The sequence below is a fragment of the Dongia rigui genome, from assembly GCF_034044635.1.
Classification (GTDB): Bacteria; Pseudomonadota; Alphaproteobacteria; order Dongiales; family Dongiaceae; genus Dongia; species Dongia rigui.
Genome location: NZ_JAXCLX010000002.1, coordinates 219920 through 232151 on the forward strand (window position 1 = coordinate 219920; position 12232 = coordinate 232151).

The 12232-nt window shown below is 62.9% G+C and carries 13 protein-coding genes; 7 read left to right on the top strand and 6 right to left on the bottom strand.

What is annotated here, in order from left to right; genetic code table 11:
• The first annotated feature begins 46 nt into the window (after positions 1-46).
• Together SMD31_RS12505 and SMD31_RS12510 are read left to right on the top strand one after the other, a co-directional pair.
• Entirely contained in the window at positions 47-289 is a 243-nt protein-coding gene (locus tag SMD31_RS12505) for a hypothetical protein (RefSeq protein ID WP_320501231.1), read from the top strand.
• 137 nt (positions 290-426) lie between these two features.
• Positions 427-1593: an acyl-CoA dehydrogenase family protein gene (locus SMD31_RS12510; protein WP_320501232.1), complete on the top strand. Its 1167-nt coding sequence runs from the start codon at positions 427-429 to the stop codon at positions 1591-1593.
• A 4-nt stretch (positions 1594-1597) separates the two neighbouring features.
• Here SMD31_RS12510 and SMD31_RS12515 read toward each other — a convergent pair whose 3' ends face one another.
• The 3 genes from SMD31_RS12515 to SMD31_RS12525 form a co-directional block, all read right to left on the bottom strand.
• Positions 1598-2482: a 5-formyltetrahydrofolate cyclo-ligase gene (locus SMD31_RS12515; RefSeq protein ID WP_320501233.1), complete on the bottom strand. Its 885-nt coding sequence runs from the start codon at positions 2480-2482 to the stop codon at positions 1598-1600.
• The gene (locus SMD31_RS12520) at positions 2479-3990 is read right to left on the bottom strand and encodes a UbiD family decarboxylase (protein ID WP_320501234.1); all 1512 of its coding nucleotides are present in this window, start codon (positions 3988-3990) and stop codon (positions 2479-2481) included. Before SMD31_RS12520 ends, SMD31_RS12515 begins: the two co-directional genes overlap by 4 nt.
• Before the next feature lie 146 nt (positions 3991-4136).
• Positions 4137-4982, bottom strand: a complete 846-nt coding sequence (locus SMD31_RS12525) for an SPOR domain-containing protein (protein ID WP_320501235.1) — start codon at positions 4980-4982, stop codon at positions 4137-4139.
• 189 nt (positions 4983-5171) lie between these two features.
• Here SMD31_RS12525 and SMD31_RS12530 point away from each other — a divergent pair, with 189 nt between their 5' ends.
• Entirely contained in the window at positions 5172-5480 is a 309-nt protein-coding gene (locus SMD31_RS12530; RefSeq protein ID WP_320501236.1) for a hypothetical protein, read from the top strand.
• On the opposite strand, the gene cobT is transcribed toward SMD31_RS12530, so the two are convergent.
• From cobT to SMD31_RS12545, 3 genes are all read right to left on the bottom strand, one after another.
• Complete coding sequence (cobT, locus tag SMD31_RS12535; protein ID WP_320501237.1) at positions 5481-7352, bottom strand: cobaltochelatase subunit CobT; 1872 nt, start codon at positions 7350-7352, stop codon at positions 5481-5483.
• Between the two features lie 20 nt (positions 7353-7372).
• Complete coding sequence (gene cobS / locus SMD31_RS12540) at positions 7373-8371, bottom strand: cobaltochelatase subunit CobS (RefSeq protein WP_320501238.1); 999 nt, start codon at positions 8369-8371, stop codon at positions 7373-7375.
• A 192-nt stretch (positions 8372-8563) separates the two neighbouring features.
• The gene (locus SMD31_RS12545; protein WP_320501239.1) at positions 8564-9190 is read right to left on the bottom strand and encodes a DnaJ domain-containing protein; all 627 of its coding nucleotides are present in this window, start codon (positions 9188-9190) and stop codon (positions 8564-8566) included.
• Positions 9191-9306: 116 nt separating this feature from the next.
• On the opposite strand from SMD31_RS12545, the gene SMD31_RS12550 reads away from it, so the two are divergent.
• The 4 genes from SMD31_RS12550 to SMD31_RS12565 all read left to right on the top strand — a co-directional run bounded on the left by SMD31_RS12550 (position 9307) and on the right by SMD31_RS12565 (position 12189).
• On the top strand, positions 9307-9795 hold the full coding sequence (locus tag SMD31_RS12550) for a YchJ family protein (protein ID WP_320501240.1): 489 nt from the start codon (positions 9307-9309) through the stop codon (positions 9793-9795).
• Between the two features lie 10 nt (positions 9796-9805).
• Positions 9806-10081, top strand: coding sequence for a BolA family protein (locus SMD31_RS12555; RefSeq protein WP_320501241.1), 276 nt, complete (start codon positions 9806-9808; stop codon positions 10079-10081).
• A 208-nt stretch (positions 10082-10289) separates the two neighbouring features.
• Positions 10290-11441, top strand: coding sequence for a PspA/IM30 family protein (locus SMD31_RS12560; RefSeq protein ID WP_320501242.1), 1152 nt, complete (start codon positions 10290-10292; stop codon positions 11439-11441).
• A gap of 34 nt (positions 11442-11475) precedes the next feature.
• A complete protein-coding gene (locus tag SMD31_RS12565) occupies positions 11476-12189 on the top strand; it encodes an OB-fold-containig protein (RefSeq protein WP_320501243.1) in 714 nt (237 codons plus the stop codon).
• The last annotated feature ends 43 nt before the right edge of the window (positions 12190-12232 follow it).

Here is a 12232-nt window from a genome sequence, read left to right on the forward strand (position 1 = left end):
AAGACAAATGAATGCAGTCAATTTAGTTTTGTATGTGGAGAAGATCATGAAGCGCTGGATCGCCGCCTATTCGGCAAGCTCGGCCGGGCTCATCGGCTTCGTTTGCTTTCTGATCTGGGCCTTCAATGATTTCAAAGGCTTGGATATCAGCTGGCAGGGCATGGCGGCCCTCATCGTCGGTTGCGTGCTGGTGACGGCCTTGAGCATCGGGCTGATGGCGGCCGTCTTCTGGAGCAACCGCGGCGGGCATGATGCCGACGCCCATGACACGACCGCGCGGTCCGAATAATTGTTCTATTTTACGATCGTAAAATAATACTTCCCCAGCGCTGGGGCTGAGGGTATAGCTTGGCGAATCCGGGTGGGTGGCGTATGCCCGCCTGCCCTTAACATTCGCCGCGCCTGACGCCATGGGGACCTAGACCAATGCCCTTCGATTTCCAGCCGACCGACGAGCAGCGCATGCTGGTCGAGACGACACGTGCCTTTGTTGAGAACGAGCTCTATCCGGTGGAGCGCGAAGTCGACAAGCTCGGCTACGTCCCTAAGGAAATCGGCACAGCGATCAAGGAGAAGGCGAAGGCGCTTGGCCTCTATTCGGCCAACATGCCGGAATCCGTTGGCGGCGCCGGTCTCGACGTCATGTCGCAGATGCTGTTCGAGCGCGAACTGGGCAAGGCGAATTGGGCGGTGCAGAAATTCGTCGGCCGGCCTTCCTACATTCTGATGGCCTGCAAGGACGAGCAGATCGAGAAATATCTGCTGCCGACCGTGCGTGGCGAGAAGTCGGAGGTCTTTGCGCTGACGGAACCCGGTGCCGGATCGGATGCCATGTCCATCACCACGCGTGCCGAAGCTGATGGCGACGACTACATCATCAAGGGCGGCAAGCATTTCATCACCGGCGTGTGGGAGCCGGATTTTGCCATCGTCTTCACCGTGACCGGTGTTGACGAAACCAAACGGGGTCCGCGCAAGCGCATCACGGCGTTCCTGGTCGATCGCGACACACCGGGCTTCACCATCCGCCGCGGACCGCGCTGCGTCTCCTACCGCGCCTATGACAATTGGGAACTGTTCTTCGACAATGTCCGCCTCAACAAGCGGCAGATCCTGGGCGAGGAAGGCAAGGGTTTTGCCGTCGCCAGCGAATGGCTGCTGGGCGGTCGCGTGTTCATTGCCGCCAATTGCTGCGGCAAGGCGGAGCGCGCGATGGATCTGGCGCTCGACTGGGCGGCGACACGCAAGCAGTTCGGCCAGACTATCGGCAAGTTCCAGGGCGTCTCGTTCAAGCTGGCCGACATGAAGACCGAGCTTGCTGCAGCCGATGCCCTGACGGCCTATGTCTGCTGGAAACTGCAGAACGGCACCATGACCGATGGCGATGCCGGCATGGCGAAGCTGTTCGCGACCGAGATGCTGGGGCGCGTCACCGACCAGGCGATCCAGATCTTTGGCGGCATGGGCCTGATGGAAGAGCTGCCGCTGGAAATGATGTGGCGCGACGCGCGTGTCGAGCGCATCTGGGAAGGGACGTCGGAAATCCAGCGCCACATCATCTCGCGCGAAATGCTGCGCGCGAAAGAACAGTAAACGGTTAGGACAGCAGCGTCGCGCGCAGGGCCTGCAAGGCGGCGTGGATGCCGTCATCGGCGACACGCGGGATCAGCTTGCCGAAATGCGCTTCGATATCCGCAGGCGGGGTGCCGTTGCTGCGCGCTGCCGGCTGCACGCCCAGGCGCCAATAGATGAATTCGACCAATGGCAGGCGTTCCGGCGGCAGGACCGATTCAAGTGGCTGCAGCAGCGAAGCGATCTCGGCCGCGTCGAAGTCACCGGCATAGCGCCGGTCTGATTCATCGGCATAACAAACGGGCGAGCTTGCGCTGTTGCCGGGTGCCAGTCCCGCCGACCGCTCGGTGACGATGCGGCCCATCGGGATGTCGTGCTGCTGCGGCTTGATGCTGGGCAGTTGGAACATGGCGAAGCCGACGCCGATCACTTCGGCCGGTCGCTTGCGCGCCGCCAGCGTCCGGTCGAAGAACCCGCCACCATACCCTAGGCGATAGAGCGCCGTATCGAAGCCAACCAGCGGCGCGATGACGGTTTGCGGCGTCACCTCAAGATCGGTGGCCGGAATTGGAATATCCCAGATGCCACGCGCCATGGCGCAGCCGGGCGACCAAGGGCGGAAGGTCAACGGCTCACCGAGCTTCTTGCCGACGGGCAAGGCGATCTCGATGCCTTCGGCCGCCAGCGTGCGCATCAAGGGGCGCAGATCCGGTTCACTGCGGAACGGCCAATAGAAGCTGATCGGCCCCTCGGCCTCCTCCAGCACCGCATGCAGCCGCTCCATGAGGGCGGCGGACATGCCTTGGCGCAGGGTCGGTGGCAAGGCGGCGCGGGCGGCGAGGATCCTGCTCCGCGCTTCCTTGCGCCAGGGCTTCACCTCGTCCCAGGGCTGGCGGGCGGGCGCCGTCATTTCCAGATCGGCTTGCCGCTACCGGGCAGGCCAAGCTCGGCCCAGCGCGACGTGACACGGTCGACGACGTTGCGATCCATGGCGATCTTCTCGCCCCATTCGCGATGCGTTTCCGGCGGCAGCTTGTTGGTGGCATCAAGCCCGATCTTGCCGCCAAGGCCGCTTTCGGGCGAGGCGAAGTCGAGATAGTCGATCGGCGTGCGCTCGACGAGGGTGAGGTCGCGCACCGGGTCCATGCGGGTCGAGATCGCCCACATGACATCTTTCCAATCGCGCGCGTTGATGTCGTCATCCACGACGATGACGAATTTCGTGTACATGAACTGGCGCAGAAACGACCAGACCCCGAACATCACGCGCTTGGCATGGCCCGGATAGGCCTTCTTCATAGAGACGACGGCGATGCGATAGGAGCAGCCTTCCGGCGGCAGCCAGAAATCGACGATCTCGGGGAACTGCTGGGTCAGCAGCGGGATGAAGACCTCGTTCAGCGCTTCACCCAGCACCGATGGCTCATCCGGCGGCCGGCCGGTAAAGGTCGACAGATAAATCGGGTCCTTGCGCATCGTGATGGCGCTGATGGTGAAGACCGGGAAAGGCTCGACCGAATTGTAATAGCCGGTGTGATCACCGTAAGGCCCCTCTGGGCGATAGTCTTCGAGCGAGACATGGCCCTCCAGCACGATCTCGGCATGGGCCGGGACCTGCAGCGGCACGGTCTTGCAATCGACAAGCTCGACCTTCTTGCCACGCAGCATGCCGGCGAAATGATACTCGGACATCGTATCGGGAACCGGTGTCACGGCAGAAAGGATCGTGCCGGGATCGGCACCGATGACGACGGCGGCCGGCAAGGGCTCGCGCTTGGTCTCGCCCCAGCGGGCATGATGCTGTGCGCCGCCGCGATGCTTCAGCCAGCGCATCAGCGTCTGGTTCTTTGAGAGCACCTGCATACGGTAGATGCCGAGATTGAAGTCGTCGGACTTGCCCTTGCCGGGACCCTTGGTCACCACCAGCGGCCAGGTGATGAGCGGTGCCGGCTCGCCCGGCCAGCAGCCCTGGATCGGAAATTCGGAAAGATCGATCTGGTCGCCGGTAAGAACAACATCCTGCACCGGGGCGTAGCCGACTTGCTTGGGCTTCATGGCGAGCGCCGTCTTTAGGAGCGGCAGCATCTCCCACGCTTCCTTGAAACCGCCGGGCGGTTCGGGCTGCTTCAGGAAGGCCAAGGTCTCACCGAGTGCCCGCAAACCCGATGGCTCGCGGTCCATGCCCCAGGCCACACGCTCTACCGTGCCGAAAAGATTGACCAGCACCGGCATGGGGTAACGCTTACCGCTTTCCTTCGAGACGGGATTTTCGAACAGCACCGCCGGCCCGCCTTCGGCCAGCAGGCGGGTCTGGATTTCCGTCATCTCGAGATGCGGATCGACCGGGGCGGCGACACGCTTCAAGCGGCCGCTCTGCTCCAGCTTCAGAATGAAGTCGCGCAAGGATTCATAAGGCATAGTCAAGGCAATCTAGCGGGTTTCGTCTGCCCGGGCTAGGCCGTGAGGCTGTCGCTTTCTTGTCGGCCACGGAACAGAAAAGCCAGGCTAGGCAGCCCTGCGCTAGGGCGAGATGCCGCCCTGTCAGGCAGCTTCCCGTTCAGCGCTCAATTGGCGACCAGCAGGCAGTCTCCGCCGGCGGCGTTGATATCCTTGCATGCGGCCTTGGCGGCACTGCGATCGGCGAAGGGGCCGATCTGCAGGCGATAGAAGATTCCCTTGGTGCCGAGATCGGCGCGCTCGATCTGAAGCTGCTGGCCGTCGAGGGCCGCCCCCAAGCGCTTGCGCAGGCGCTTCCATTCGCCGTCGACATCGGCTTCGTTGGCAACCGAAGCAAGCTGGAGGCGAATGCCGCTCGGCGCGTCGGTGGCGGGGAGGGAAGCGACCTGTGTCTCCGCCGGTTCAGCGGCGACTGGAGCTTCGGCGGTGGCGACCGGCTCGACTGCGGTTGCGGCAGCTGGCGCCTGGTAGCCGGCGGCGGCCTGGCTTGATTCCGTCTCGGCGGTCGCGCGCTGCGCCGGCGTCATGCGTTGCCCGACCACGGTCTGGTTGGTTTGCGCCATGATGCGCGACACACCGGGTGCCGCACCGCGCGAGGCGAGGGACAGCCATTTATAGGCCTCGGTATCGCTCTGTGGCACGCCTTCGCCCTTGGCATAGAGCACGCCCAGGCGGGACTGCGCTTCCGGCTCTCCGGCCTCGGCCGCTTCCTGCAGCAGGGAGACGCCTTCCGCCGCCGATCCGCCGTGGCCAGCGAGGTAGAGCTGCGCCAGCTTCCATTTGGCGTAGCCGTCACCGGCCGACACCAAGGGCTGCAACTCCGCGATGGCGGTATCGTATTTTTTGGCGGCGATGGCCGCTTCGGCGGCGGCCAGATCGGCTGATGCCGGGAAAGCCAGCGCCAAGCCCACACCCAAAGGCGCGAAAGCCCATAAAATTCTCAACGAAGCCATGGGTTTCCCCTCACGCGATGATGCAATTGTTGAGGAGGGTAACCCGACAATGCGAGTCGGGTCGATGCCGCATTGTGCCGGCAGCGATCACGAACTGGCGCCAATTCGCGGCAAAATGACCTCTTCGGCGCGATACCGGAACTGTGCCAGACTGGCGAGGTTGAAGTTGCGTCAGTCGCGAGAATGCCGATGCCCAAACTGGTCAAATTCATGCTGCGCCATGCCCTTATCGGCGCCGCCGCCGCGATCGTGTTCGTCGCGGCTGTCATGATGCTCGATGTCGGCGGCCTGGCGACATTGGTGAGCAACTCAACCTACGGTCCACTTGCAGTAGCGCTGCTCACCTTCTTCACCGCGCTGACCTTCGGCGGCCTGCAGATGGGCATTGCTGTGATGTCGCTGAAGGAGCGGGACGACGAGGCCGATCCCAAGGATGGCCGGCATCAGGATGCTGCCGTGTTGCAGCCGGTGCCGCTCCGCATCACGCGGCGGCGCTGATCAGGCGGCGAAGCCGCCCTTGCCTTTGCCGCCGCGGCGCTGATCTTCCTCGAAGAGGGCCGCCAGCTGCTCCAGCACCGTGCCACCCAGCTGTTCGGCATCAACCAGCGTTACCGCGCGCTTGTAATAGCGCGTCACGTCATGGCCGATACCGATCGCGACCAGCTCCACAGACGAGCGCGTCTCGATCCAGTCGATGACGTCGCGCAAGTGGTGCTCAAGGTAGTTGCCGGGATTGACCGACAACGTTGAATCGTCGACCGGTGCGCCGTCCGAGATCACCATCAGGATCTTGCGCTGTTCGGGGCGAACCGCGATGCGGTTGTGCGCCCAAAGCAATGCCTCGCCGTCGATGTTCTCCTTGAGAATCCCCTCGCGCAGCATCAGACCCAGGTTCTTGCGGGCCCGGCGCCACGGCGCATCCGCCGATTTATAGATGATGTGCCTGAGATCATTGAGGCGGCCGGGATTACCGGGCTTGCCGGCGGCGATCCAGCTTTCGCGCGACTGCCCGCCTTTCCACATGCGGGTGGTGAAGCCCAGAATCTCGACCTTCACGCCGCAGCGCTCCAGCGTGCGCGCCAGGATATCGCCGGTCATGGCGGCGACCGTGATCGGCCGGCCGCGCATGGAGCCGGAATTGTCGATGAGCAGCGAGACGACCGTATCGCGGAACTCGGTATCGCTTTCCTGCTTGTAGGAGAGCGGCAAATCCGGATTGACGACCACGCGCGGCAGGCGCGCCGCGTCGAGGATGCCTTCCTCAAGGTCGAAATTCCACGAGCGGTTCTGCTTGGCGAGGAGGCGCCGCTGCAGACGGTTGGCAAGCTTGGCCACCACGGTCTGCAGGGCCGTCAGCTGCTGGTCGAGCAACTGGCGCAGGCGCGAGAGTTCTTCCGGGTCGCACAGATCGGCGGCGTCGACCACTTCGTCGAACTGCGTGCTGAAGGGCTTGTAGGGCGCCTCGTTGCGGCGGCTGAGATCCGGTTCGTTGCGGCGCTTGGGGCTGCCGGGTTTTTCGTCACCCGTCTCGGCATCCATCTCCATGTCGGTTTTTTCGGAATCGACTTCCTCGGATTCCGCGGCGGCACTTTCGGCCGCTTCCGATTCCAGCTCCATCTGGCTGTCGGATTTCTGCTGCTCCTTGCCCTTGGTCTGCTGCTGATCGTCGTTGTTGTCCTGATCAGGCTCGTCCTGGTTCTCGGCTTCCTCGTCCTCGGGATCGAAATCGTCTTCCGAGGCTTCCAGTTCCATGTCGGCGAGCAGGCGCCGCGTCGCCTTGGCATAGGCCTTCTGGCTGGTCAGGCATTCGCCGAGGCGCTCGATATCCTCGCGCACCTTTTGCGGCAGGTCACCGCGCCACAGGTCCACCATGCCCTTGGCGAGCTCCGGCACGGATTGGCCGGTGAGCGTCTCGCGGGCGAGGAGGCGCAGCACGTCGGGGAGCGATCCCTCCTGCTGCGAGGCGACACGCACGAAGCCCTTCTGCCGGCAATGCTCGTCGAGTGCGGCATTGAGGTTCTGCCGCACACCGTCCATGCGACGCGAACCGATCGCCTCGACGCGCGCTGTTTCCAGCGCCTGGAAGATGTCACGCGCCAGCTGGCTCTTCGGTGCCTCGCGCATATGGACTTTGGGGTTGTGGTGCTTCAGCTTCAGCGCGATCGCATCGGCTTCACCGCGGGCCAGGGCCACATCCGCCGCCGGCAGGTGTCGGCCGGGAAGCGGCAGGCGCGCGTCATTGCCGCTGATCCCCGCCGGTCCCTGATTGGGGGCGAAGCTCACCTGCAGTTCATTATTCCCCGACATGGCGCGCATGGTGGCGCCGGTGACGCGGCGGAACTCTTCGACCGGATTCTTCGGCCCCGACATTGCCCTCTGGCCCCTCTGGGTTACGCCCGGATCTGAGCCTGGGTGGCGGAGTCCTTGAGGTCCTGGCCGAAGCAGCGCTGATAGTATTCGGCAACCACCGGCCGCTCCAACTCGTCACACTTGTTGAGGAACGAGACGCGGAAGGCGAAGCCGACATCGCCGAAGATGCGCGCATTCTCGGCCCAGGTGATGACGGTACGCGGGCTCATCACGGTCGAGATGTCGCCGTTGATGAAACCGGCGCGGGTAAGCTCGGCGCAGGCGACCATGGCATTGAGGGACTTGCGGCCCTGTTCGTTGTCATAGGTCGGCGACTTGGCGAGCGCGATGCTCACCTCGTCGTCATGCGGCAGATAGTTCAGCGTCGCGACGATGTTCCAGCGGTCCATCTGGCCCTGGTTGATCTGCTGCGTGCCGTGATAGAGGCCGGTCGTGTCGCCAAGGCCCACCGTGTTTGCCGTGGCGAACAGGCGGAAAGCCGGATGCGGGCGAATGACCTTGTTCTGGTCGAGCAGCGTCAGCTTGCCTTCGACTTCGAGCACGCGCTGGATCACGAACATCACATCCGGGCGGCCGGCGTCGTATTCGTCAAAGACAAGTGCTGTCGGGTGCTGCAGCGCCCAGGGCAACAGGCCTTCGCGATACTCGGTGATCTGCTTGCCGTCCTTGAGGACGATCGCGTCCTTGCCGATGAGGTCGATGCGGCTGATATGGCTGTCGAGGTTGACGCGGATGCAGGGCCAGTTGAGGCGCGCCGCGACCTGCTCGATATGGGTCGATTTGCCGGTGCCGTGATAGCCCTGGATCATGACGCGGCGGTTGAAGGCAAAGCCCGCCAGGATGGCCATGGTGGTGTCATGGTCGAAACGATAGGTCTCGTCGACATCCGGCACGAGCTCGCTGCGCTGGCTGAAGGCCGGCACCTGGAGGTCGGAATCGAGGCCGAACATCTGGCGCACCGAGATGTTGATGTCGGGCTTCGAGGACTTGTCGATTTGGGCGAGATTCTGGGTGACCATGATGGGGCTCGTCAGCTCGTTAACATCTTAAAAAGGGTGCCCTTTCTAGGGCAATTCCAGGATGGTGACTAGGTCATTCGCTGCAAAGCAGCCCTGCTTTCCGGAAGGTTTCAACGTGGGGCTGCTTCTGTGCCCAAGAATTCGGCAAAACTGTGCCGATACAATGCCGTGCTGCGGACCGGTCAGTGCGGCCTAGTCGGCGATGGCAGCGCGCTTGAGCGTGCTGTAGGCCTGATTGACGACCTTCAGCTTTTCCTCGGCCACCTTGTCGCCGCCATTGGAATCGGGGTGCAGCTGTTTGGCCAAGGTCTTGTAGCGGGTCTTGATGGCATCCCAATCCACCGGCGCCACCAAATCGAGCACGGCCAGCGCCTGGTCCTCGGCCGACAGTTTGCGCCGGGCCCGCGCCCGGGCTTCTTTCTCGGCCTGGCGTTTGGCTTGCCCCATCCGCGCCTCGATATCGGCCTGGACCTCTTCCGGGAAGAGGTCGAAGCGTGTCTTGGCGTCGAATTTGTACTGCCGGCCGCTGGCGGAACGCTGGCCTAGCTTCCAGGTCGGACGATCACCGACGATCGACGAACGCACCGATTTTTCGATGTCAGCAGCGCCCATGCCGGCATAATAATCCCAGCTACGATTGTATTCCCGGACGTGGTCCAGGCAAAACCAATAGTAGTCGTTGAGCCGGTCGCGCGATTTGGGCGCGCGAAAGGTACCGGCTTCGTGGCAGCCGGCGTGGTTGCAGGTCACAGGGCGGGCTGGCGGGTCGGGATCGAAATGGCTCCGACGCCGGTGACGGATGGTCTGTTCTTTCGACATGAGATTAAGTATGAGGTGCGGCAAGCATTCTCGCAAGGGCGAGAGCACTTGCCGGAACAGATGTCGCAGGCTAAGTCAGTGCGGCAACACATTTTTTACGAAGCGGATTTGATCTCATGACGATGTGCCATTGCGGTTCTGGGAAACAGCTCGAGGCCTGCTGCCTGCCGCTCATCAACGGGGCGCCGGCGCCGACGGCCGAGGCGCTGATGCGCTCGCGCTATTCCGCTTTCAAGGAGCGGAACCTCGATTATATCGACAAGACCCATGCCAGTGACATGGACGAGCCCTTCGACCGTGCCGAAGGCGAAGTCATGATGAACGAGATCGACTGGCGCGGACTCGAAATCCGCCGCGTCGTCGCTGGTGGCGAAAAGGACGAAACCGGCGAGGTCGAGTTCATCGCGCGCTTCAAGCGCCAGGGCCAGGCTGGCGTCCATCACGAACTGGCGACCTTCAAGCGCGAGAACGGTCGCTGGGTCTATGTTGATGGCGAGCTCAACCCGAAGGCGCCGCCGCGCCGCGTCGTGCAGGTCGGCCGCAATGATCCTTGCACCTGCGGTTCAGGCAAGAAGTATAAGAAGTGCTGCGGCGCAGCTGCCTGAGACGGGGGCGATGATGGCCAAGGTTGCGGACGGCATGGCAGCGAAGCTCACCGAAGCCTTCGCGCCCACGCATCTCAACGTGATTGACGAGACCAACCAGCACCATGGCCATGCGGCCTGGAAGGAAAGCGGCGAAACCCATTTCAAGGTGGAGATCACCGCCGCTGCCTTCGCCGGCAAGAGCCGCGTCGAGCGCCAGCGCCTAGTCTATGCAGCCCTCGCCGAAGATCTCAACGCCGGCGTTCACGCGCTGGCCTTGGTCGTGAAGGCGCCCGGCGAAGCCTAGCCAAAACCCGGCATCCGAAATATCCGCCGAGGCGGATTGACGCAGGGGCTGCCATTTCCTACTTGTTTTAGGCGTATCGTCGAACGCGGCGGTCACGTTTTGGTTAACGCCGCTTTTCATTCGCATATGCAGCCAGGAGTCGAGAATTTTTCAAGACAGCCTTCGAAAAGTCTTGAAAAGGATAAAATGAGTCCTTTATGTTTTATCGATGGTCAAGAAACGTCGATACGAGCAATTCGGCCAGTGCCGTCTGACCCTGCACCCGGATGCAGCCGGCATCGCCGCCCTGCGCCGGTCCTTGGACGCCTATCGCGAACTGCTTCTTTGGCTTGATGAAGCCGTGCCGGCGGATCAATCGGCCGACCTCGTGGCGCTTCATCGCCAGTATTACGAATCCGCCCGCGCGCGCTCACATCTGCCGGCGCAGGCGGTGGTGTTGACGTTAAAGGATTGGGCGCAGCGGCGGCGTGGCTTGAACGTCGAGGGCATGCCCTTCGACGAAAAGCTGTTCTCCGTGCGGGACATCCAGTCGCTGTCGTTAGCGACAGTCGACGGCAGGATCAGCGTGCCCTTTGCGCTGACCGACTACAGCGAGGTTTGGCATGGCAGTGCGCCGGCAAGACTGGTCGAGCGCGGCGGCCGCTTCGAGTTCCTGATTTCCGCCGAGTTGGCTTTTGTTGAAACCGCCTTGAAGGAGAAGACCATGGCAACGGAAAACGCTCTCAGCAGGATCGGCCGCGTGATCTCTGGCATGACGCATGCCGCCATCTCGGCCGCTGAGCAGAGCAACCCGCAGGCAGTGATGGAACAAGCGGTCCGCGAGATCGACTCGGCCGCTGACGAAGTTCGTGTCGAACTCGGCAAGGCTCTCGCCGAACAGCACCGGGTCGATGCCCGGCGCAAAGAACTGCTGCGCGAACGCGACGAACTCGACGAGAAGCTAAAGCTCGCTGTGGCACAAGGCCGGGACGATCTGGCCGAAAGCGGTATTGCGCGCCAACTCGATATCGAAGCGCAGGCGGCGGTGCTTGACCGCTTGCTCGATGATGTCGCCGACCGCATCGCTCAGCTCAATCAGTCCCTGGACGCCGTGAATGCCAGCCGCCGCGAGGCCGAGGAGCGCCTGAAGGAAATGCTGAAATCACAGCAGGCGACGGCGCATGAGACAGCCGCGTCGGCAGGCGGCAAGATCAGTGTTGCGCGCAAAGTCGAGCGGGCCGAGGCCGTCATCTCGCGCGTGAGCGGGGTCCCCGGCGGCCCCGCATATGAGCAGGCCAAGGCTATCGACGAACTCAATCGGCTCGCACGCCAGCAGGCGATCCAGGACCGTCTTGCTCAGTTGAAGTCACGCAAGAATTGACGTTGGGCCTCTCGGCCCGAAGAAAGGTGATGACGTGAACGACGGATCTGTTCTGGAGTTCATCTCCGGCGCTGGTACGCGGCCCTTTGCAATCGCCGGCATGATTCTGCTTGGCTTGCTGGCGATCGAGGTCATCAGCATGTTTATGGGCGTGTCGCTGTCGGCGAAGATCGATGCCATGTTCGATTTCGATGCGCCGGATGTGCCCGACCTCGATCACGGAGGTATCGCTGCCGGCGGCCTCGACGCCCATGGCATCGAAGGCGGCATGTTCGGGACGGCCTGGGACTGGCTCAATGCCGGCCGCGTGCCGCTGTTGGTCTGGATCATGGGCTGGCTCGGCACGTTTGCTGCCTTTGGCTATCTCGCCCAGGCTTTAGCTCATCTTGTCATCGGCTTTCTGCCGGCATGGATCGTAGCCTTTCCCGCCGCGGTTGCTGCGGTGCCGGTGACGCGCAACGTGAGCCGTTTTATCGGCTATGTCGTGCCGCGTGACGAAAGCTATGCCGTGACGGCGGATGATCTGGTCGGTCTGACGGGCGTCGTCGCTTTAGGCCCCGTCACAGCCGAGAATATTGGCCGCGTGACGGTGCGCGATGCGCACGGCAACAAGCATTTTCCCTGGGTGCGTTCGGCCGCGTCCGATGTCGAAATCGCCATCGGCGCGACCGTTTTGCTCACTGAGCGGCGCGGCACCGAATACATCGCCATTCCGGCGGATCCCAAGCTTGTCGCCGGAAAACGCTAGTCCACTTGCACAGTTTGATATGCCGTCGCCCAGTCTGATGGTC

Coding starts and splice junctions, on each gene's coding strand:
- SMD31_RS12505 (WP_320501231.1), top strand. CDS start 47: ATGAAGCGCTGGATCGCCGCCTATTCGGCAAGCTCGGCCGGGCTCATC.
- SMD31_RS12510 (WP_320501232.1), top strand. CDS start 427: ATGCCCTTCGATTTCCAGCCGACCGACGAGCAGCGCATGCTGGTCGAG.
- SMD31_RS12515 (WP_320501233.1), bottom strand. CDS start 2,482: ATGACGGCGCCCGCCCGCCAGCCCTGGGACGAGGTGAAGCCCTGGCGC.
- SMD31_RS12520 (WP_320501234.1), bottom strand. CDS start 3,990: ATGCCTTATGAATCCTTGCGCGACTTCATTCTGAAGCTGGAGCAGAGC.
- SMD31_RS12525 (WP_320501235.1), bottom strand. CDS start 4,982: ATGGCTTCGTTGAGAATTTTATGGGCTTTCGCGCCTTTGGGTGTGGGC.
- SMD31_RS12530 (WP_320501236.1), top strand. CDS start 5,172: ATGCCCAAACTGGTCAAATTCATGCTGCGCCATGCCCTTATCGGCGCC.
- cobT (WP_320501237.1), bottom strand. CDS start 7,352: ATGTCGGGGCCGAAGAATCCGGTCGAAGAGTTCCGCCGCGTCACCGGC.
- cobS (WP_320501238.1), bottom strand. CDS start 8,371: ATGGTCACCCAGAATCTCGCCCAAATCGACAAGTCCTCGAAGCCCGAC.
- SMD31_RS12545 (WP_320501239.1), bottom strand. CDS start 9,190: ATGTCGAAAGAACAGACCATCCGTCACCGGCGTCGGAGCCATTTCGAT.
- SMD31_RS12550 (WP_320501240.1), top strand. CDS start 9,307: ATGACGATGTGCCATTGCGGTTCTGGGAAACAGCTCGAGGCCTGCTGC.
- SMD31_RS12555 (WP_320501241.1), top strand. CDS start 9,806: ATGATGGCCAAGGTTGCGGACGGCATGGCAGCGAAGCTCACCGAAGCC.
- SMD31_RS12560 (WP_320501242.1), top strand. CDS start 10,290: ATGGTCAAGAAACGTCGATACGAGCAATTCGGCCAGTGCCGTCTGACC.